Genomic DNA, 19,958 nt, shown 5'->3' with positions numbered 1-19,958 from the left:
CGCCGGGACACTCCCCGCACCGCCGTGCCCGCGGGGTCCGTGGCGCTCGCGGGCGTCTTCTCCGCGATCTACCCCCAGCGCTCGCCGGGCGGCTGGCAGCTGATCGGACGCACGGACGCCGTCCTGTGGGACACCCACCGGGACTCCCCCGCGCTGATCCGCCCCGGCGACACCGTGCGCTACCGCGCCGTGCGCGAGCTCGTGACGCTGGCCGACGACGCCGCCCGGGACCCGCACGGCGACCCGCGGCTCCCCGGGGACCCGGCACGCACCGCTCAGCCGGGCGGCGATCCCGACCAGGACACCGCAGGCGGGAGCGGCGCGGCGACGGCCCGGACGCACTCCGAGAGCGAGGAACCCGTCGGCGCAGTGGACACCGCTCCGGCGGACGCCGCCGGCCACGCCCTGGTGGTGGAGGATCCCGGGATGCAGACCCTGATCCAGGACCTGGGCCGTCCCGGGCTGGGGGACCTGGGCGTGGTGGCCTCCGGTGCGGCGGACCGCGCCTCGGCCATGCAGGCCAACCGGATCGTGGGCAACGCCGGCTCGGACGCAGTCCTCGAGGTCACGCTCGGCGGGCTGCGGCTCACGGCCCGCGACCACCACGTGCTCGCCCTGTCCGGAGCGCCCGTCGGTGCCCGGATCACCGGCGGGGAGACCGAGCGCTCCGCTCCGTTCTGCGCGCCCTTCGCCCTGTACGACGGCGAGCACCTCACCCTGGACACCCCGAGCGCGGGACTCCGCAGCTACCTCGCGGTCTCCGGAGGCCTGGACACGGCCCCGGTGCTCGGCAGCCGCGCCACGGACGTGATGTCCGGAATCGGGCCCGCGCCGCTGACCGCCGGAGACGTGCTGCCGGTGCGTACCGCGGCAGCCGGCCGGGCCGTGGGCCACGCGGAGGAGCCCGCGGTGCGCCTGTCTGCACCGCGCGGGACCACGGTGCTCCGCGTGGTTCCGGGCCCGCGCGAGGACTGGTTCACCCCCGCCTCCCGTGCCGCCCTGGCGGAGCGGACGTGGCGCGTCAGCAGCGACTCCAACCGCGTGGGCGTGCGCTTCGAGACCCCGCAGGGCGGAGGTCTCGAACGAGGCCGGGACGGCGAGCTCGCGAGCGAGGGCGTGGTCACCGGCTCCCTGCAGGTGCCCCACTCCGGGGTGCCCGTGCTGTTCCTCGCGGACCACCCCGTCACGGGCGGGTACCCCGTGATCGGGGTGGTGGTCCCGGAGGACCTCCCCCTCGCCGCGCAGCTGCTGCCCGGCTCCGAGGTGCGGTTCCGCCCGGTTCCGCACCCGCCCGCCGACTCAGCGATCCCCGCCGCGCCCGGCGCTGCACCGACCCACGGGGTGGCACCGGAGACCCGCTCCGCACCGACAATCCCCACGGACGCCCTCGGCGCCCAGGAGCCCACGACGACCCCGACCGCGACGATCCCCGCGGACCAGCCCACCTCAGGAGACACCCCATGAAGAAGGTTCTGATCGCCAACCGCGGGGAGATCGCCGTGCGCGTGGCCCGCGCGTGCTTGGACGCCGGGCTCACCTCGGTGGCCGTGTACTCCGAGCCGGACGCGGACGCGATGCACGTCCACATGGCCGATGAGGCATATGCCCTCCCCGGCTCCTCCTCCGCCAACACCTACCTCAACATCCCCGCCGTGCTGGCCGTGGCGGAGCGCTGCGGCGCGGACGCCGTGCACCCGGGCTACGGGTTCCTGTCGGAGAACGCGGACTTCGCGCGCGCCGTGGTGGCCGCCGGCCTCACGTGGATCGGCCCGAGCCCGGACGTGATCGAGGCGCTCGGCAACAAGGTCACCGCGCGGGAGATCGCCGTGCGCGCCGGGGCGCCGCTCGTCCCCGGAACCGACGGCCCGGTGGCCGACGCCGCCGGGGCCCGCGCGTTCGCGGAGGAGCACGGGCTGCCGATCGCCATCAAGGCGGCCTTCGGCGGTGGCGGACGCGGGATGCGCATCGCCCGGGAGCTCTCCGAGGTGGAATCGGCGTTCGACGCCGCCGTGCGCGAGGCCACCGCCGCCTTCGGGCGCGGGGAGTGCTTCGTGGAGCGGTTCCTGGACCGCCCGCGCCACGTGGAGGCCCAGGTGGTGGCGGACACCCACGGCAACGTGGTGGTCATGGGCACGCGCGACTGCTCGCTGCAGCGCCGCCACCAGAAGCTCGTGGAAGAGGCCCCGGCGCCGTTCCTCACGGACGAGCAGCGCACCACGCTGCACGAGTCCGCGCGGGCTATCTGCCGCGAAGCCGGCTACACCGGCGCCGGCACGGTGGAGTTCCTGGTGGCACCGGACGGGCTGATCTCCTTTCTGGAGGTCAACACGCGCCTGCAGGTGGAGCACCCCGTGACCGAGGCCACCGCCGGAGTGGACCTGGTGCGCGAGCAGTTCCGCGTGGCCGAGGGTCTGCCGCTGAGCACCACCGAGGACCCCGCCCCGCGCGGCCACGCGATCGAGTTCCGGCTCAACGCGGAGGACCCCGCACTGGGGTTCCTCCCCACCCCGGGCACGGTGGAGGCGTTCGAGGCCCCCACGGGCGCGGGTGTGCGCGTGGACACCGGCGTGCGCACCGGATCCGTGGTCCCCGCCGAGTACGACTCGCTGCTCGCCAAGCTCATCGTGTGGGGCGAGGACCGGGCCCAGGCCGTGGTGCGCTCCCGCGCCGCCCTCCGTGAGCTCTCGATCCGCGGACTGCCCACCGTGGTGCCGTTCCACCGCGCCGTGCTGGAGGAGCCCGCGTTCACCTCCACCGAGCAGCTGGGCGTCTACACCACCTGGATCGAGGACGAGTTCGCGCAGGACCTCGAGACCTCACCCCACCTCGACCCCGAGGCCGCCCAGCGCACCACGTTCACGCTCGAGGTGGACGGGCGTGCCGTGCGGGTGGGCCTGCCCGCGCACCTCGCACAGGCCCTGCTCCACGGCGGAGGCGGGACCCCGGGAGAGACGGGACAGGGCGGCGCGGCGGCGTCGTCGGACGCGGAGGACGGGACCGCGCTCACCGCGCCCATGAACGGCACGGTGGTCACCTGGCTCGCACAGGACGGCGAGGACGTCACCGAGGGTCAGCCCGTGCTGGTGGTCGAGGCCATGAAGATGGAGACCCCCGTGAAGGCCCACCGCTCCGGAACCCTGCACCACGGGGAGGTGTCCGAGGGCGACGCCGTGCGCGCGGGACAGACCCTCGGGGAGATCGCGTGAGCGACCCGTCCGCCTCGCACCCCGGAGCGTCCGAGCCAGGGGAAGAGGCCCAGGCCGGCGCCCATGCCGCCGCCCTGCTGCGGACGCGGATCGCCGACGGCGCGCTGCCGCCGGGCGCGAAGCTGTCCGAGCACGCCGTGGCCGCCGAGCTCGGGATCTCCCGCAACACCCTGCGGGAGTGCTTCGCGATGCTCGCGGCGGAGGGGCTCGTGCTGCGGATCCCCCACCGGGGCGTGTTCGTGGCGCGGCCCACCGCGGACGACGTCCGCGACCTCTATGCCGCTAGGAGCATCCTCGAGTCCGGGGCGGTGCTGTGGGGAACCGTGGATGCGGGGCTGCTGACGCGGCTCCGCTCGATCGTCGCCGCGGCACTCACGGCGCGGGACGGTGCGGACGTGGCCGGCATGGCGGACGCGAACCAGCGGTTCCACCGGTGCCTCGTGGACGCCGCGGGGTCGCCCGCGCTGCTCCGGGACATGGACCGTGCCCTGGCCAGAATGCGCCTGGTGTTCCACGCGATGCTCGAGGACCGGGAGTTCCACGCACGCTACGCCGTGCGCAACGCCGAGGTGCTCACCACCCTGGAGTCCGGCGACCGGAGCCGTGCCGTCGAGCTGCTGCGGGACTCCCTGGGCGCGGCGCGGGACGAGATCCTCAGCCGGCTCGGGTGAGGTCGGCCGGCCAGGTCCTCCGACGACCCGCCGTGGGCGTCACCGGAGAACCCCGCGACACCGCCGGTCGGGGCTGCTGTCGGTGTGCCCCGCAGAGATGTGCCCCGCAGAGTGGACCACCCCGGGGGTAAATCAGGGCACGGCACCCTCGCCGCCGCGCCCCGTCAGGGCACCTGGTAGTCGGCGTCCCGGGCGTCGGTGACGAGCATGTGACCCGGGGCGTGGGTGATCGCGAACGGCGGAGCCGACTCCATCACCGCGGCCTGCGGAGTGACCCCGCACGCCCAGAACACGGGCAGCTCGCCGGGGGCGATCCGCACGGCGTCGCCGAAGTCCGGTGATCCCAGGTCCGCGATCCCCAGCGCCCCGGGGTCCCCCACGTGCACGGGCGCGCCGTGGACGGCCGGGTAGCGGGAGGTGATCCGCACGGCGTCCGCCACCTGTGCCGCCGGAACCGGCCGCATGGACACCACGAGCGGCCCGGACAGCCGCCCCGCCGGCTCGCAGCGTCGCGAGGTGCGGTACATCGGGACGTTGACACCCTGGTCGATGTGGGCCAGGCGGATGCCGTGCGCCTGCAGCGCGTCCTCGAACGTGAACGAGCAGCCCAGCATGAGCGTGACCAGGTCCTCCCGCCAGTACGGGGTGATGTCCGTGGGGCGGTCCACCTCCACCCCGTTCTCGTAGACCACGTACTGCGGCACGTCCGTGCGGATGTCCCCGCCGGCCAGCAGCGGACCCGTGGTCTCCCCCGCGTCCAGGACACCCAGCACGGGGCACGGCTTGGGGTTGCGCTGCGCGAAGAGCAGCACGTCGAACGCCAGCTCCCGCGGCACGATCACGAGGTTCGCCTGGGCGTGGCCCGGGGCCATGCCCGCGGTGGGGCGCACGAGCCCCGCTCGGAAGCGCTCCCGAGCCTGGGCGGGGGTCAGCGTGGTCTCCATCAGTGCGCGCCCTGTCCTGTCCGGGGGTCTCAGGCCCAGAGCTTGGAGAGCCCGGCCAGGGAGTTGACGGCGAGGAACACGGAGAGCACCCACGCGATCAGACCCACGACCAGCAGCCACCCGGGATATCGGTAGCCCTGCAGCAGGTCCCGGCGGCGCCAGCCCACCCACAGCAGGATCGCGAAGCCGAACGGGAGGATGAGGCCGTTGAACGCGCCCGCGAAGACCAGCAGCGTCTGCGGGGCCTGGCCCAGCACCAGGTAGATCACTCCGCACACCAGGATGAAGCCCACCGTGAGCAGGTTGCGCGTGCGGGGGCTGCCCGCGGAGGAGGTGACAAAGGAGATGGAGGTGAACGCGGCGCCGATCACGGAGGTCAGGGCGGCGGCCCACAGCACCACTCCGAAGATCCGCACGCCGATCTCCCCGGCGGCGGCCCGGAAGGCGTCCGCGGCCATGTTGTCCCCGGCCAGCGCCACGCCGCTCGCGACCACCCCGAAGATCGCCAGGAACAGCAGAACGCGCATGACGCACGTGACCAGGATGCCCAGCACGGACGTGCGGGTGATCTCACGGACGCTGTCCACTCCGGTGACGCCGGAGTCGATCATGCGGTGGGCGCCGGAGTAGGTGATGTACCCGCCCACGGTTCCTCCGATGAGCGTGGTGATGACCAGGAAGTCCACCTCCTCCGGCATCACGGTGTTCTTGAGCGCCTCACCCACCGGGGGTGCCGCCACGATGGCCACGTACAGCATCATGAGGATCATGACGGCGCCCAGCGCCACCACGATCCGGTCCAGGGCGAGGCCCGCGCGCTTGGACAGGAAGACCAGGATGGCGATCACGGCCGAGATGGCCCCGCCGAGCTTGGGATCCATGCCCAGCATGGCATTTAGTCCCAGCCCGGTTCCCGCGATGTTGCCGATGTTGAACACGGCACCACCCAGGAACACCAGCGCCGCCAGGACGTACCCGGCCCCGGGGAGCACCTGGTTGGCCAGCTCCTGGGCCCGCATGCCCGAGACTCCGATGACCCGCCACACGTTCAGCTGGACGGCGATGTCCACCAGGATGGACACCAGGATCGCGAAGGCGAACGCGGCGCCCAGCTGCACCGTGAACACCGTGGTCTGGGTGATGAACCCGGGGCCGATCGCGCTGGTGGCCATGAGGAACATGGCACCCAGCAGGGCGCTGCGGTGACCGGAGTCCTTCCGGGTGCCCGGTGTCTCGCGGTCGAGGTGCGGCTGTGGTGAGGCAGAGGACATGGATCCATCCCTGGGTCGGTGTGAGCAGAGCCACACGGCGGCTGACCACTGCACACTACAGGTTGTTCAACAATCTGCCCAGTGGCGGGCCCCCGCACGCACGAACCGCCCGGGGAAGCCGTGAGGCTCCCCCGGGCGGTTCGTGGAAGACGGGCCGTGAGCGCTCGGAGCGAGCGTGCGGCGCCGTGGGATCAGCGCAGGATGGGCAGCTGCATGGGGTAGCGGTAGGCCTTGCCGCCCCCGGCCTTGACCGCCGCGATGATGTGGAACACGAAGAGCATGATCCAGTACGCCGCGATCAGGAGGAAGCCGAGCGGGGACAGCACCACCGTGAACACGCAGATCCAGCCGATCAGGTTGAGCAGCCACAGGGACACGTTGAAGTTGAACGCCCCCGCCGCGGCCTGGCGCAGGAACGGGCTCTTGTCCTTGTAGATGAACCAGACGATCAGCGGGCCCAGGAAGCTCAGCCAGCCCACGGAGATGATCGCGGCGATCGGGCTGGAGAGGTGGGTCAGCACCGCCACGGTCTTCTCGTCGTCCTGGGGGCCGCGGGCGCCCGCCGGGTACCCGCCCGGCTGCTGGGCGTAGCGGGGGTCACCCTGGTAGCCACCGGGCTGCTGCGCGTAGCCCGGGTGCTGTGCGTACGGACCGCCGCCGGCGTTCTGCGCGTGGCGCGGGTCCCCCTGGGGCCGCCCCTGACCCCCGGCGTTCTGCGCGTAGCGGGGATCGCCCTGCGGCTGTCCGGCCTGCTGGCCGCCCTGGGGCTGCGAGTAGCGCGGGGCACCCTGGTTCGGGATGTACCCCTGCTGGCCCTGGTTCTGCGCCCAGCCCTGCTCGCCGGCGCCGCGGGCGCCCGCCGAACCCTGCTCACGCGGGGCCGGGGCACCCTCGCCGCCGGTCGCTCCGGAACGGTAGTCGGGGCGCGGCTGCTGCGGTTCGTTGCTCATCTGGTCTCCATCGGTGTCGTTGCAAGGGCCTGCGCGGCCGACGTGCTGTGTATGCTCCCAGCCTATTCTGACGCACCGCTCGGCACGGAGGGGTTATCCGCACTCTTGGGGAGGGGTTTCTCCGAGGGGGCCACCGCTGCGTCGGCACTGTGCCTGGCCGGGCCGTCCGCACCACGCAGCCCCACCCGCTTGTCGTACGCCCAGCCGCCGAGAATGCCCACCAGGAGGGCGGCCACCAGCATGATGGACAGCCCGATCACGCCCGTGGTCAGGCCCGCCTCCGGGATCGCGTCGAAGAACAGCGCGGAGCGCACGGACGTGAAGATGTGGTGCAGCGGCTCGAACGGGGCGATGGCCCGGAAGAAGTCCGGCACCGCCTCGAGCGGCACCACGGCGCCCGCGGAGGGCAGGCCCATGAACACCAGGTACACGAGGCACAGCAGCATGCCCACGCTGCCGCCCACGGAGATCAGTGCCAGCACGATCGCGGAGACCGTGGACATCGCGAGCCATCCGAGCAGGAACACCAGGAAGCCGTGGGGCACGGGCATGCCCACCGCGGAGGCCACCCACATCATCAGCGCGGACGCGGGCAGGGCGGCCACCACGAAGGTCAGCCACTTCATCAGGAAGCCCACCGGACGGGGCAGGACCGCGCGGGGGTAGTCCTTGAAGAAGGGGCCCATCTCGAAGGGCGCCATGCCCATGCGACCGTCCATGAGCAGGTTCAGCGCCACGGAGCCGGAGAAGCCCACCACCAGGAGCAGGATGGAGTAGTAGAACGCGCTCATGCCCAGGGCGGTGCCGTCCGGGAGGTCGTTGTACGCCTTGGACACCATGTTCACGGGGTCCTTGAGGGTGTCCTTGGCCACCGAGCTGACGGTGGGCGCGAGCTCCTTGGCGATCTCCTCGGCCGAGCCCTCCTGGGACTTCTGCACCTGCTGCGCGAACTGCTGCACCTCGGGGCCGCCCTGGGCGGCCTGGCGGGAGAGCTGCTCGGACTGCTCCTTCTGACTCTGCTGCAGCTGCTGCAGCACCTTGTTGTAGGCCGCGTCCTCGGCGGGAGCCACGGACTCCGTGAGCTGCTCGCCGAGCGCCTTGCTGGCCTCCTGCACCCCGGGCTCGACGGCGCCCGTGGCCAGTCGCGTGCCCAGGGAGCCGGCCTGCGGGTCGGTGTAGACCGTGACCTCGGGGCGCGCGGCGTTGCCCTCGGTGAGGGAGCCCTCGATCAGGCTCACGGTGTCCTCGGAGAAGCTCTCCGGGACCACCACGGCGGCGTAGAGCTCACCGCGGTCCAGCTGCTCCTTGGCCTCGTCCATGCTCAGCTCGCGCAGGTCGATCTTGTCGTCCTCCGCGGCCTTGTCCACGAACTCGCTCACGAGGTCCGTGCCCAGGTTCTCCTGGGTGGTCTTGCCGTTGGCCTGGGGCACCTCGGCGCCCTTGTCCTGGTTGATCACGGCAATGGGGAACTCCTTGAAGTTCTTGTCGGGGCTGGACAGCCCGCCCAGGTACAGGGCGGTGCCGATCACCCCCACCGCGATGATGGCGAGCATGGGCAGCAGCCAGAACCCGAACTGGCCGAACGGCCGGCCGAGTCGGGCCCGGAACGAGTGGGCGGGTGCGTGTTTGGGTGTCACCGGTTTCTCCTGGCACAGGGGGATACACGAATGTATTGGGATTCGTGAACACGATACACTGATGTATTGAGAAGGGAAGACGAACCGAGGGACACGTGAGCAACCAGACAGAAGAACCCGCCGCACCCGCTGCCGGTCTCGGGAGGGACGGACAGCCCCTCGAGAGCGAGACTGCCACACCCGAGGCCGCGCCGGACAGACGTTCCCGCAGTGCGACGCGGCTCAAGCTGATCCGCAGCGCTCCGGCCGTGTTCGCCCAGCAGGGCATCGACGGCGCCTCCGTGAACGACCTGTGCGCGGCCGCCGGGTTCACGCGCGGGGCGTTCTACTCCAACTTCGAGTCCAAGCGGGAGCTCGCGATCCTCGCCTTCGAGGACCTCGCCACCCAGCTGGAGGAGACCCTGGGCTCGGAGCTGGACCACTGGCTGGGCTCGGGTCTGGACGTGGACCAGGTGGTCACGCGCATCATCGAGGGCGTCACGGACCAGGTGGCGAACGTGAACCAGCAGGCCCTGCGGGTGGAGCTGTCCATCGCGGCGTTCCGCTCGCCGGAGGTGCGGGAGCGCATGGCCCCCATCCGGGAGCGGGTGTACCGCGCCATCGAGCAGGCGCTCGTGCGCGTGGCCGCAACCCAGCACCTGGAGTTCACCGTGCCCCCGGGGGACGTGGCCCGCATGCTGCTGACCAGCTACTCCGGGCAGCTCACGGACCACATGGCCATGGGCGGCACAGGGCGCGGCGCCCAGCAGGTCATCCCCACCATGTGGCTCGCCTTCACCCGCCCCGCCTGAGCGCGGCCGTCCCGCACCACGCCCCGGGGACGACGCCGCCGGGCCGCCTCGAGTGGCCGGGCGCGGTTCCGGCGCGGGGCAGGTTGTGTCCCACCGTGCGCCGTGGGCGCGCGGGCCACACCCACCGCAGACCGGCGCAGACCGGCCGCGGGCGCGGAACCCGGCCGTGCGGCGTCGTGGCGGCTCAGACCACGTACGGCAGCACGAAGAGCATGGTCAGGGACCAGATCAGGTGCGTGACGATGCCGGGCACGAGCGAGCGGGTGCGCTCGCGCAGGTAGCCCACGAACGCGCCGAGCGCGGCGGCCGCGAGGGCGAGCAGCGGGATGCCGGCGAGGGCGGTCACCGCTGTGTAGGCGATGGTGGTCACGAGGATCCGCCGGCCCCGCGGCAGGATCCGCCAGAGCGCCCCGCGGTAGTAGACCTCCTCGGCCACGCCGTTGACCGCGGTGGTCAGGGCCACCATGACCAGGCTTCCCACCCGGGCGTGGTTGAGCAGCTCGTGCACCGGTTCGCTCAGGAACGGGATGAAGCGGACCATGAAACCGCCGGCGATGAACACCACCGCGAGCACCACACCACCCACCACCGCGTCCCGCATGCCCCGCGGGGTGACCCGCCAGGGCAGGCGCTCACCCGTCATGCGGATGGCGATCGAGCTGCCCGCGATGTACACGCCGGCCAGGATGAAGGTGGCGGGGTAGAACCACGGATCTCCCGCGGGGATGCGCAGGGACCACGCGAGGCACGCGGCTGCGAGCACTCCGGTGGCGAGCACCACCCACACGGTGCGCTTGCGCGTGGCCGCGGTGGTGTCCCCGTAGGGGCTGACCCGATGTTCCGTCACCGAGGTTCCTTTCCACCCGGCGGTGCGATCCGCCGGGGATGTTCGGGACCCGCCGCCCGGGACTGCCCGGGCCCGTGCGGGCCGCTCGGCCGACCGGGCCGAGGGCTACTTGCGGCGCGGGTTGAGCACGCTGATGGTGGTGGAGAGCACCGAGGCGAAGGCGGTCCACCCGGCGTAGGGGCTCAGGATCACGCCCTTCTCCGGGGACACCTTGGCGCTGCGGCGCACCAGGTCCGCGCTGCTCACCGCGAGCAGCACGGACTCCACGGCCGCGGCCCGCAGCTTCTTGCGGTGGAAGAACAGGACGCTCCACCCGGCGTTGAGCGCCAGGTTCACGCCGAGCGCGGCGATGTAGGCCCGCTGCTCCTCGGTGCGGCCCTCCTCCCCCAGGTCCGCGATGGACAGCGAGCCCATGGCGGCGATGTCCGCGTACAGCGCGGTCCACGCCACGGGGAACGCCCACCCCGGGGGCTGGAAGCGCGGCTTGCGCAGCTTCTCGTACCACCGTGACCCGGGGTCGCTCGCGAGCGTGCCCACCACCGCCGTGGCCGCGACGGCCGCCGTGGTGGACAGGAAGACCCGCCGCCAGCGGTTGAGGTCCAGGTCCGTGACCGCGGCGCGCACCGCGTCCGCGAAGGGTGTGTGCCCGCCCGGGGGTGCCCCGATGTAGTCGTCGAGGTCCCGCTCGTGGATCACGGTGTCGTGCTGCAGGCTGCCCACCAGGGGCCGGGCCAGCTTGGTGTCGATGGGGGTCACGAGCCCGATCCAGTTGGCCGCGAGCTCCGCGGTGGTCACGGGGGCGGTGATCATGAAGCGCCCACCCTTGCCCACGGCGCGGGAGTACTGGTCCAGCATGTCCGCGTACTCGATGGCCTCGGGGCCGCCCACGTCGAACGTGCGGTTCACGTCCGCGGGCAGGTCCGCGGCGCCCACGAGGTAGTGCACCACGTCCGCCACGGCGATCGGCTGGATGCGGTTGCGCACCCACCGGGGGGCGATGGCGCCGGGCAGCCGCTCCGCGAGGTGGCGGATCATGATGAAGGACGAGGACTCGTCCCCGATCACCACACCGGTCTGCAGGGCCGCGGTGGGCACCCCGGAGTTCATGAGCGCGCGACCCACCTCCACGCGGGAGCGCAGGTGGTCGGAGAGCCGGTCCACGGGCTCGTCGTCCGGGTGCAGACCGCCCAGGTAGACGATGCGCTGCACGTGGGCGTCGTGCGCGGCGGCGCCGAAGGTCTCGGCCATCTCCACCTCCTCGCGCACGAAGTCGTCCGAGTCCCCCATGGAGTGCAGCAGGTACCAGGCCACGTCCACGTCCCGCATGGCACGTGCGACGTCTGCGGCCTCGGAGGCGTTGCCCTCAACCACCTCAGCCTCACCGGGCCCGGCGGAGCGGCCCTCGGCCACCACACTGTTCCCCCAGGGCAGGTGGCGCACCTTCTCCGCGCTGCGGCTCAGCAGGCGCACCCGCCAGCCGCGGCGCAGCAGCTTCTGGGCCACCTGCCCGCCGATGTAGCCCGTGGCGCCCGTGACGAGAGCCAGCCGTGCGTTCTCACTCATGTGTGTCCTCGCATCGTCCGTGTGGTGGCCGGGTGCGTGACCCGGAGGGCGGTGTGCACCGCCGTGGTCCTCCCCGTCAGTATGTCAGCGTGCTGAGGGGTTGGGCCACGGACTCCGCCCAGAGCGAGACGTCCCCGGATCAGCCACCGACGTCCACGTCCTCGAAGATCAGGAACGTCTGGGTGTCCACCACCTCGGGCATGGGCTGGATGCGTTCGAAGATCACGTCCCGCAGCTCAGCCGTCCCCCGGGCACGCACCAGCAGCATCACGTCGAACGTGCCCCCCACCAGGGCCACGTGCTGCACCTGCGGGATGCGGCGCAGCTTGGGGCCCAGGGTGTCCCACGTGTTCTGCTTCAGGCGCAGGGTCACGTAGGCGGAGGCCTCCAGGCCGGCCTTGGCCGGGTCGATCACCGCGGTGTAGCGCAGCACCACGCCCTGCTCGTGCAGCCGGCGGATCCGCTCGTACGCGTGCGCACGGGAGATGTGCACCTTGGCGGCGAGCGCGGTCACGGACTGCCGCGCGTCCCGCGTGAGCTCGTCCAGGATGCGCCGGTCCGTCTCGTCCAGCTCCACGCGCTTGCTCTCTGCCATCCGCTCCACCTTTCCCGCCGCCGCCCGGCCCTGTCACGGTGACGACGCCGCCGGGCAGCACCCCGCGCCGTCGCCCCGCCCGCGGCCCGCGCCGCAGCACCCGCCGGCGACGCCGGACCACCCGTTCCCGGGGCCACCCGGCTGGTACCCGCCGACCGTTCGGCCACCGCACCCGGGGGCGACCCCGACCTGCGGCGGCACCGGATGTGACGTGCAAGACATTTCCGCATGGCGCCCGTCACTCACGAGCAATTCGTCCACGGGAAACCCCTTCGGGGAGTCTACCGTCCACGGATTCCCCCCGGTGTGGAGACGGAGTGCCCCGATTGCCCATACTGACCGGACGACGTGTCCGACGCGTTGCCGCTCGATCCTGCCCGCGGCCGTCGCGGCACCACCGAGTTCCACCCAGAGAAGAAAGGGACGCACCATGAGCGAGCCCATCCCCGCCGGTGGCGAGTCCGCCACCCGGGAGCCCACCCCGCCCGTGAATCCGGCGGTGGAGGCCTCCAAGAACTTCGGGATCACGCCCGAGCAGTACATGCTGCCCGCCAGCAAGGAGATCCGTCTGCTCAACCCGGACGGCACCGCCGTCCCCGAGTCCGAGCAGGGCCAGGAGCCCGGCCACGAGTACCCCATGCCGGACACCGAGCGGTTGCTCAACGCCTACGAGAAGCTCGTGGTGGGCCGTCGCATCAACGACCAGAACATGGCGCTGGTGCGCCAGGGCCGCATGGCCGTGTACCCGTCCAGCCACGGCCAGGAGGCGTGCCAGGTGGCCGCCGCCCTGTGCCTCGAGGACGACGACTGGCTGTTCCCCACCTATCGCGACTCCGTGGCCGTGATGTCCCGCGGTGTGGATCCGCTGGAGGTCATGAGCACCTACCGCGGTGACTGGCACGGCGGCTACGACCCCAAGCAGTACAAGGTCTCCATCCAGGCCACCCCGCTCACCACACAGCTGCTGCACGCCGTGGGCGTGGCCCACGCCGCCAAGCTGCGCGGCGAGAACACGGTGACGCTGGCCATGTGCGGTGACGGGGCGACGTCGGAGGGGGACTTCCACGAGGCCCTGAACTTCGCCGCCGTGTTCCAGCTGCCCGTGCTGTTCCTGGTGCAGAACAACGGCTACGCGATCTCCGTGCCGCTGTCCTCGCAGACCCGCGCGCCGTCCCTGGCCCACAAGGGCGTGGGCTACGGCATGGCCAGTGAGCGCGTGGACGGTAACGACCTCGCGGCCATGCTCTCCGTCCTGGGGCGTGGCATCGAGCTGTGCCGCCAGGGCGGCGGCCCGCTGCTCGTGGAGGCCATGACCTACCGCATGCAGGCGCACACCAACGCGGACGACGACACCCGCTACCGCGAGCGCGACGAGGTCAGCGAGTGGGTGGCCAAGGACCCGATCACCCGCATGCAGCGCTACCTTCAGGACCAGGGCGCGCTGGACGAGGACGTCACCGGCAAGATCTCCGAGCACGCCGAGGCCATGGCCAAGCGGCTGCGCGAGGCGATGTCCTCCAAGCCGGAGCTGGACCCGCAGGACCTGTTCCGCTTCGTGTACCACGAACCCACCACCCAGCTGCGCGAGCAGGGCGCCCAGCTCGCGGACGAGCTCTCCCGAGAGGAGGCGTGATGAGCGCTTCGAAAACCAGTTTCGCCAAGGCGCTGAACACCGCACTCGCGGACGCCATGGAGGCCTCCCGGGAGGTCGTGGTCTTCGGTGAGGACGTGGGCACCCTCGGTGGCGTCTTCCGCATCACCGACGGCCTGACCGCGCGCTTCGGCCGCGAGCGCTGCTTCGACACGCCGCTCGCGGAGTCCGGGATCATCGGCACCGCGGTGGGCATGGCCATGAACGGCATGCGCCCCGTGGCCGAGATGCAGTTCGACGCATTCGCGTACCCCGCGTTCGAGCAGGTGGCCTCCCACGTGGCCAAGATGCACAACCGCACCCGGGGCAAGCTGAGCATGCCCCTGGTCATCCGCATCCCCTACGGCGGCGGCGTGGGCGGCGTGGAGCACCACTGCGACTCCTCCGAGTCCTACTACGCGCACACCCCCGGGCTGAAGGTCTTCACCCCGGCGTCCGTGACGGACGCGTACGTGATGCTGCGCGAGGCCATCGACTCCCCGGACCCCGTGGTGTTCTTCGAGCCCAAGCGGCTCTACTGGTCCACCGCGCAGGTGGACCTGGAGGAGCTGCGCGAGCAGTACGAGAACGGGAACCTGCCCACGCGCGAGGGCCACGCCGTCATCGCCCGTGAGGGATCCGACGCAACCCTGATCTCCTACGGCCCGTCCGTGCCGGTGTGCCTGGCCGCGGCCGAGGATGCCGCGAAGGACGGGATGTCCGTGGAGGTCATCGACCTCGGCTCCGTGGTCCCCTACGACGACGAGACCGTGGCCGCCTCCGTGCGCCGCACCGGGCGCGCCGTGGTGGTGGCCGAGTCCCAGGGCTTCGCGTCCGTGGCCTCGGAGATCGCCGCACGCACCCAGGAGCGCTGCTTCCACTCGCTCGCCGCGCCGGTGCTGCGGGTCACGGGATTCGACATCCCCTACCCCTCGCCGTCCTTCGAGCACCACCACATCCCGAGTTCCGAGCGCATCCTGGACGCGCTGGACGACCTGCAGTGGGAGGACTGACCCGTGAGCATCAATGTGTTCAACCTGCCCGACCTGGGCGAAGGGCTCACCGAGGCGGACATCCTCCGCTGGCTCGTGGCCGAGGGTGACACCGTCACCATGGACCAGCCCATCGTGGAGGTGGAGACCGCCAAGTCCGCCGTGGAGGTGCCCACCCCGTTCGAGGGCGTGGTCCACAAGCTGCACGGCGCGGAGGGCGACACCATGCTGGTGGACCAGCCGCTGATCTCCATCTCCGACGGCGTGGAGTCCCCCGAGGCCCCCGCCGGCTCCGGGACGGACGCGGACGCTCCCGGCGCCGAGCACGGCGCGAGCTACCGCGAGGAGGAGCTCGCGGGCACCACGCCCTCGGCCGAGCTGTCCGTGGACGAGGCCGATCCCACCGCTGGCGAGGACGAGGAGTCCTCCGGCAACGTGCTGATCGGCTACGGCACCTCCGCCGCGTCCTCCTCCCGCCGACGCCGCCGCAAGCGCGGTGCCGGTGCCGACGCCGCCGTGCAGGCCCACGAGGCGCTCGCCGAGGCGCCGCGGCTGGCTCCCACCGTGATCTCTCCGCTCGTGCGCAAGCTCGCCCGGGAGCACGGCGTGGACGTCGCAGCCCTGCAGGGCAGCGGTCCCGGTGGTCTGATCATGCGCAAGGACGTCCTCGCGGCCATCGAGCAGGTGGACGACCAGCGGATGCGCGCCGACGCCGCCGGGCCGGCCCCCACGGGTCTGTCCGCCGCGGAGCCCGCGGCCCCCGCCCCCGCCGGCCTGGCCGCCACGGGAGGTGCGGCACCCCAGGGTGGCGCCGCGGCGGCGTCGTCCCCGGCGGCCGCCGGGACCGACTCCCGCACCGGGCTGCCGATCGCGTCGCAGGAGCCCGTCAAGGGTGTGCGCAAGACCATTGCGGACGCCCTGACCCGCTCCCGCACGGAGATCCCCGAGGCCACCGTGTGGGTGGACGTGGACGCCACCGAGCTGCTGAAGCTGCGCTCCGAGCTCAAGGCCAAGGACCCGGAGAACACGCCCAGCCTGCTCGCGCTGATCGCCCGGTTCACCGTGGCCGGGCTGCGGAAGTTCCCGCAGCTCAACGCGCGCGTGGACACCGCCGAGGACGGCTCCCGGACCATCACGCGCCTGCAGGGCGTGAACCTGGGCCTCGCCGTGGAGTCCGAGCGCGGACTCATGGTGCCGAACCTGCGCAACGCGGACCAGCTCAGCGCCATGGAGCTGACCGGCGCCATGCGGGAGATCATCGAGGTGGCCCGCTCCGGCAAGGCCAGCCCGGCCCAGCTGAGCGGATCCACGTTCACGCTGAACAACTACGGCGTGTTCGGCACGGACGGCGCCACCCCGATCATCAACCACCCCGAGGCCGCGATCCTGGGCATCGGGCGGATCATCGACAAACCGTGGGTGGTGGACGGTGAACTGGCCGTCCGCAAGGTCACCACCGTGACCATCGCGTTCGACCACCGCGTGTGCGACGGCGGCGCGGCGGGCGGCTTCATCCGCTTCGTGGCGGACTGCATCGAGAACCCGGTGCGGGCTCTCACGCAGATCTGACCCGTTCGGGTCCCTGGGGACATCGACCGCGCACCGGCCACCGGTTCGCGCGGAGGGGACCACGACGGCGCTCGGGCTTCGGCCCGGGCGCCGTCGCCGTTCGTGGAGTTCAGCGCTGGGGGGAGCCCAGTTCACGCTCGGCCCACGCGCGCAGGCGCTCCACCAGGGCCGGGGGCAGGTCCCCGCCGGCCATGGCGTGCTCGGAGCGTGTACGGGCGGTGCCCATCATGCGTTCGACGGCGCGTACGGAGCCGGAACGCTCGAGCAGCTCGTGGGCGTGAGCGGCGTCGTCGTCCGTGAGAGTGCCCGCCGCAGCGCGCTCGCACAGGGAGCGCCACGCGGGGCCGTGGGGGCCGGAGGCCACGAACGTGCCCAGCACCGTGGGGCGGTCCGCGCGCAGCAGCTCACGCGCGCCGTGGCCACGGTCCGTGTGCCCGGCCAGGCGCAGCTCTCGCGCGAGACCGTGGGCCATGCCCAGGGCGCGGCCGGTGTCCGCCAGGGCGTTGACGTGCGCGGTGGGGGCGCCGCCCAGCACAGCACCCGCCCGCAGCGGTGCCTCGTAGCAGGGCACTGCGCTGCCGATCCGCAGGGCCTCCAGCACCTCGCCGTGCCCGACCGTGGCGGCGCGCTGGGTGAGCTCGCCCAGGATTCGCTCCCCCGCCGCGGCGTGGAAAACCGAGTGGTCCAGGATCTCCAGGAGCTTGATCAGCCGGGACTCCGGCGCGTGGGACGTGGCCACCATGCGGTAGGCGGCGGCCAGGGCGATCTCGCTGGCGAGGGAGGTGTCGTGGACGGAGTCCTCGGAGGTCGCCGCAGCGTCGTCGTGCTCGTCCGCACCAGGCTGAGGGGACTGCACGGTTGCGTCGCCCGGGGACGCCGCATCGATCGCCGTTCCGGGGCTCACCCCCTCACCGCGCAGCAGCAGGGCGGTGTTGAGCAATTCGAAGCCCGCCGCCACGGCGTTGAGCACCGGGCGGGTGGGACGTGCGGGGTAGGCCTCCACCGCGGCCATCACGAAGTCCTGCTGCAGGCCCTCCGCGGCGTAGGCGACCTCCGCAACCCGGGCCCACACGCGCTCGTAGCCGGGGCTGAGGTCCGCGGCCCGGCGCCGGGAGTGCTCCAGGAACCCGCGCACCGCAGTGGCGGGGGTGAACTCCTGGGACCTGCGCCCGGTCCCGCTGCTGGTGTACGAGGAGGTGGGCGTCATGAGTCCATTTCAGCACACGTCGCAAGCGCCGACGCCGGGTCAGACGGCGGGCATCAGCGCGAGCTGCACCGCGATGAACAGCATCACCAGGCCCACTCCCACGTCCACGATCCGCCATGTCAGCGGGGTGTTCAGCACGTGGGACAACGCCCGGGCCCCGGCGCCGAGCGCCGTGAACCAGATGACCGATCCCGTGAACGCGCCCGCCGCGAAGATCCACCGCTGCTCTCCGTGCTGGTTGGCCAGGTTGCCCAGGATCAAGACCGCATCCAGGTAGGCGTGAGGGTTGAGCCACGTGAAGGCGAGCGTCGCCAGGACGACCCCGCGCAGCGAACCCGCTCCGCTGCCCGCGGCCTCCATGGTCTGGGGTTTCAGCGCGGACCTGAAGGACATCACCGCGAACACCACGAGGTACACGACTCCCGCCCAGCGGAAGGCGTTGATGAGCCACGGCACCTGCTCGACGAGCACCCCGATCCCCGCCGTGCCCAGCCCGATGAGGAAGATGTCCGAGACGATGCAGATGGCCACCACCACGCCCACGTGCTCGCGGCGGATGCCCTGCCGCAGCACGAAGGCGTTCTGGGCGCCGATGGCCACGATCAGGGCCAGGCCGGTCACCAGCCCGGGAAGGAACGCAGAAGTCACCCGGACAAGGTACATCCCTGGCGTGACGTCCCCGACATTCGGACCGCGCCGGAGAGCATCAACGGTATGCTTTCCCCAGAAACGATTTCGCCGGGCGGTACGACGCCGCCCGCGCGCCCCTGCGTGGAAGGACACCCATGAGCACTCCCGCCCTCGAGCAGCTCGCCCTCGACATCACCACCGAGGACGCCGACCGCCTGTTCACCACGGCCCGCACCGCCAGCCACTTCACGGACGAGCCCGTGACCGCGGAGCAGAGGCACACCATCTACGAGCTCACCAAGATGGGCCCCACGGCCTTCAACTCCCAGCCCCTGCGCATCACGTGGGTGGAGTCACTCGAGGCCCGCGAGCGCCTGGTGCAGCACATGAACGGTGGCAACCAGGAGAAGACCCGCAAGGCTCCACTGACCGCCATCCTGTCCTTCGACGAGAACTGGCACACCCGCTTCCCGGAGTTCCTCCCCGCGGCCCCGCAGCTGCAAGGCATGTACGACGAGAACGCCGAGCTGCGCATGTCCAGCGGCACCGCCAACGCGCACATCCAGGTGGGCTACTTCATCATCGCGGCCCGCGCCGCCGGGCTGGCCGTGGGCCCGATGACCGGATTCGACGCTCCCGCCGTGGACCGGGAGTTCTTCGAGGGCACGGGCAAGCGCTCCATCGTGGTGGTCAACCTGGGCCGCCCCCAGGCACCGAGCTACGAGCGCAACCCGCGCTTCGCCGTGGAGGACGTCACCGAGACGATCTGAGACGCCACGACGCCGCCGGACCCCGTCAGTCGGGCCGCCACCGTGGCACCGCCGCCCGCGCGCTGGCCGTCCGCGCCAGGGCTGTCCGCAGCGGCGTCGTGCACCTCGGCTCTGCGGGCCACGCGGTTCCAGGAGTTCCGTTCAGGACTTCCGGTTGACCCCTGCCGCCTCTGCACCCGCCCCGCCGTCTCCCGTGGCGAGCTTGGCGAGGACCGGCAGCGCGGCGTCGAGCGCGGCGACCTCCCGGGCGTCCAGTGTGGACAGCACGTCCGCGACGAAGCCGTTGCGGCGCTCGTCCTCGCGCGCCAGCACCTCTTCCCCGGCGGGCGTGAGGGACACGAGTACGGCGCGGGCGTCCGTGGGGTCGGGATCGCGGCGCACCAGCCCCGCCCTGCTCAAGCGGTCCACACCCTGCGTTGCGGTGGGCGTGCGGACACCGAGGTTCGCCGCGATCGTGGTCATTCGCACCCCGCCCGGGCGCAGCATGGTCAACAGGCTGATCTGCTGGCTGGTGATCTGCCGGGACCCTTCCATGCTGCGCAGGAAATACACGCCGTGGCGCAGCACCTCCCGCAGGCGAGCCGCGCTCTGGAGCAGCTGGGCGCGGTCGACGTCGGGGGTGGATGCGCGGGAGGTGTCCATGTTGTCCCATTCTACGGGGCCTAGAATTCGCCCACGCGGGAGA

At 72.0% G+C, this 19,958-nt stretch carries 18 protein-coding genes; 8 read left to right on the top strand and 10 right to left on the bottom strand.

Annotated features, from left to right (window positions below; translation table 11 throughout):
* From QL985_RS06005 to QL985_RS05995, 3 genes are all read left to right on the top strand, one after another.
* Positions 1-1,464 (top strand): 5-oxoprolinase/urea amidolyase family protein (locus QL985_RS06005; RefSeq protein ID WP_290147628.1); only part of this gene is annotated, 1,464 nt, incomplete at its 5' end.
* Positions 1,461-3,206 (top strand): biotin carboxylase N-terminal domain-containing protein, encoded by a 1,746-nt coding sequence (locus QL985_RS06000; protein WP_259905249.1) that lies wholly within the window; start codon positions 1,461-1,463, stop codon positions 3,204-3,206. The genes QL985_RS06005 and QL985_RS06000, both read left to right, overlap by 4 nt.
* Complete coding sequence (locus QL985_RS05995) at positions 3,203-3,877, top strand: GntR family transcriptional regulator (protein ID WP_259905247.1); 675 nt, start codon at positions 3,203-3,205, stop codon at positions 3,875-3,877. Before QL985_RS06000 ends, QL985_RS05995 begins: the two co-directional genes overlap by 4 nt.
* Positions 3,878-4,041: 164 nt before the next feature.
* Here the strand turns inward: QL985_RS05995 and QL985_RS05990 are convergent, their stop codons facing one another.
* From QL985_RS05990 to QL985_RS05975, 4 genes are all read right to left on the bottom strand, one after another.
* Positions 4,042-4,821: a putative hydro-lyase gene (locus QL985_RS05990; RefSeq protein ID WP_259905245.1), complete on the bottom strand. Its 780-nt coding sequence runs from the start codon at positions 4,819-4,821 to the stop codon at positions 4,042-4,044.
* Positions 4,822-4,850: 29 nt separating this feature from the next.
* The gene (locus QL985_RS05985; protein WP_259905241.1) at positions 4,851-6,092 is read right to left on the bottom strand and encodes an NRAMP family divalent metal transporter; all 1,242 of its coding nucleotides are present in this window, start codon (positions 6,090-6,092) and stop codon (positions 4,851-4,853) included.
* Between the two features lie 191 nt (positions 6,093-6,283).
* Positions 6,284-7,042: a DUF4870 domain-containing protein gene (locus tag QL985_RS05980; protein WP_259905239.1), complete on the bottom strand. Its 759-nt coding sequence runs from the start codon at positions 7,040-7,042 to the stop codon at positions 6,284-6,286.
* Positions 7,043-7,104: 62 nt separating this feature from the next.
* Complete coding sequence (locus tag QL985_RS05975) at positions 7,105-8,679, bottom strand: SNG1 family protein (RefSeq protein WP_259905237.1); 1,575 nt, start codon at positions 8,677-8,679, stop codon at positions 7,105-7,107.
* Between the two features lie 95 nt (positions 8,680-8,774).
* Between QL985_RS05975 and QL985_RS05970 the strand changes: the two genes are divergently transcribed.
* The gene (locus QL985_RS05970) at positions 8,775-9,470 is read left to right on the top strand and encodes a TetR/AcrR family transcriptional regulator (protein WP_259905235.1); all 696 of its coding nucleotides are present in this window, start codon (positions 8,775-8,777) and stop codon (positions 9,468-9,470) included.
* A gap of 184 nt (positions 9,471-9,654) precedes the next feature.
* Here QL985_RS05970 and QL985_RS05965 read toward each other — a convergent pair whose 3' ends face one another.
* The 3 genes from QL985_RS05965 to QL985_RS05955 form a co-directional block, all read right to left on the bottom strand.
* Complete coding sequence (locus tag QL985_RS05965) at positions 9,655-10,317, bottom strand: CPBP family intramembrane glutamic endopeptidase (protein WP_259905234.1); 663 nt, start codon at positions 10,315-10,317, stop codon at positions 9,655-9,657.
* A 105-nt stretch (positions 10,318-10,422) separates the two neighbouring features.
* Positions 10,423-11,880, bottom strand: coding sequence for a tryptophan-rich sensory protein (locus tag QL985_RS05960; RefSeq protein WP_259905233.1), 1,458 nt, complete (start codon positions 11,878-11,880; stop codon positions 10,423-10,425).
* Positions 11,881-12,019: 139 nt separating this feature from the next.
* A complete protein-coding gene (locus tag QL985_RS05955) occupies positions 12,020-12,475 on the bottom strand; it encodes an Lrp/AsnC family transcriptional regulator (protein WP_259905232.1) in 456 nt (151 codons plus the stop codon).
* A 430-nt stretch (positions 12,476-12,905) separates the two neighbouring features.
* Here QL985_RS05955 and QL985_RS05950 point away from each other — a divergent pair, with 430 nt between their 5' ends.
* The 3 genes from QL985_RS05950 to QL985_RS05940 are packed head-to-tail and all read left to right on the top strand — an operon-like array spanning position 12,906 to position 16,666.
* A complete protein-coding gene (locus QL985_RS05950) occupies positions 12,906-14,108 on the top strand; it encodes a thiamine pyrophosphate-dependent dehydrogenase E1 component subunit alpha (RefSeq protein WP_019310789.1) in 1,203 nt (400 codons plus the stop codon).
* On the top strand, positions 14,108-15,118 hold the full coding sequence (locus tag QL985_RS05945; RefSeq protein WP_019310790.1) for a transketolase C-terminal domain-containing protein: 1,011 nt from the start codon (positions 14,108-14,110) through the stop codon (positions 15,116-15,118). Before QL985_RS05950 ends, QL985_RS05945 begins: the two co-directional genes overlap by 1 nt.
* A 3-nt stretch (positions 15,119-15,121) precedes the next feature.
* On the top strand, positions 15,122-16,666 hold the full coding sequence (locus QL985_RS05940; RefSeq protein ID WP_019310791.1) for a dihydrolipoamide acetyltransferase family protein: 1,545 nt from the start codon (positions 15,122-15,124) through the stop codon (positions 16,664-16,666).
* A gap of 109 nt (positions 16,667-16,775) precedes the next feature.
* Here QL985_RS05940 and QL985_RS05935 read toward each other — a convergent pair whose 3' ends face one another.
* Both QL985_RS05935 and QL985_RS05930 read right to left on the bottom strand, forming a co-directional pair.
* Positions 16,776-17,873, bottom strand: coding sequence for a hypothetical protein (locus tag QL985_RS05935; protein WP_019310792.1), 1,098 nt, complete (start codon positions 17,871-17,873; stop codon positions 16,776-16,778).
* Positions 17,874-17,912: 39 nt separating this feature from the next.
* Complete coding sequence (locus QL985_RS05930) at positions 17,913-18,536, bottom strand: LysE/ArgO family amino acid transporter (protein WP_047978916.1); 624 nt, start codon at positions 18,534-18,536, stop codon at positions 17,913-17,915.
* Positions 18,537-18,658: 122 nt separating this feature from the next.
* Between QL985_RS05930 and QL985_RS05925 the strand changes: the two genes are divergently transcribed.
* Positions 18,659-19,273: a malonic semialdehyde reductase gene (locus tag QL985_RS05925; protein ID WP_191550624.1), complete on the top strand. Its 615-nt coding sequence runs from the start codon at positions 18,659-18,661 to the stop codon at positions 19,271-19,273.
* Between the two features lie 141 nt (positions 19,274-19,414).
* Here QL985_RS05925 and QL985_RS05920 read toward each other — a convergent pair whose 3' ends face one another.
* Positions 19,415-19,915 carry a MarR family transcriptional regulator gene (locus QL985_RS05920; RefSeq protein WP_191550625.1) on the bottom strand — a complete coding sequence of 167 codons (501 nt, stop codon included), beginning with the start codon at positions 19,913-19,915 and terminating at the stop codon, positions 19,415-19,417.
* Positions 19,916-19,958 lie beyond the last annotated feature (43 nt).

This window comes from Kocuria sp. APC 4018 (assembly GCF_030407675.1).
GTDB classification, from domain to species: Bacteria; Actinomycetota; Actinomycetes; order Actinomycetales; family Micrococcaceae; genus Kocuria; species Kocuria rhizophila.
The sequence above is the reverse complement of the archived record's forward strand: the minus strand, read 5'-3'. Positions and strand labels throughout refer to the sequence as shown.

Bases quoted from the DNA above. Each gene is read 5' to 3' on its own strand.
- QL985_RS06000 (WP_259905249.1), top strand. From the start codon at position 1,461: ATGAAGAAGGTTCTGATCGCCAACCGCGGGGAGATCGCCGTGCGCGTG.
- QL985_RS05990 (WP_259905245.1), bottom strand. From the start codon at position 4,821: ATGGAGACCACGCTGACCCCCGCCCAGGCTCGGGAGCGCTTCCGAGCG.
- QL985_RS05985 (WP_259905241.1), bottom strand. From the start codon at position 6,092: ATGTCCTCTGCCTCACCACAGCCGCACCTCGACCGCGAGACACCGGGC.
- QL985_RS05980 (WP_259905239.1), bottom strand. From the start codon at position 7,042: ATGAGCAACGAACCGCAGCAGCCGCGCCCCGACTACCGTTCCGGAGCG.
- QL985_RS05960 (WP_259905233.1), bottom strand. From the start codon at position 11,880: ATGAGTGAGAACGCACGGCTGGCTCTCGTCACGGGCGCCACGGGCTAC.
- QL985_RS05955 (WP_259905232.1), bottom strand. From the start codon at position 12,475: ATGGCAGAGAGCAAGCGCGTGGAGCTGGACGAGACGGACCGGCGCATC.
- QL985_RS05950 (WP_019310789.1), top strand. From the start codon at position 12,906: ATGAGCGAGCCCATCCCCGCCGGTGGCGAGTCCGCCACCCGGGAGCCC.
- QL985_RS05945 (WP_019310790.1), top strand. From the start codon at position 14,108: ATGAGCGCTTCGAAAACCAGTTTCGCCAAGGCGCTGAACACCGCACTC.
- QL985_RS05935 (WP_019310792.1), bottom strand. From the start codon at position 17,873: ATGACGCCCACCTCCTCGTACACCAGCAGCGGGACCGGGCGCAGGTCC.
- QL985_RS05930 (WP_047978916.1), bottom strand. From the start codon at position 18,536: ATGTACCTTGTCCGGGTGACTTCTGCGTTCCTTCCCGGGCTGGTGACC.
- QL985_RS05925 (WP_191550624.1), top strand. From the start codon at position 18,659: ATGAGCACTCCCGCCCTCGAGCAGCTCGCCCTCGACATCACCACCGAG.
- QL985_RS05920 (WP_191550625.1), bottom strand. From the start codon at position 19,915: ATGGACACCTCCCGCGCATCCACCCCCGACGTCGACCGCGCCCAGCTG.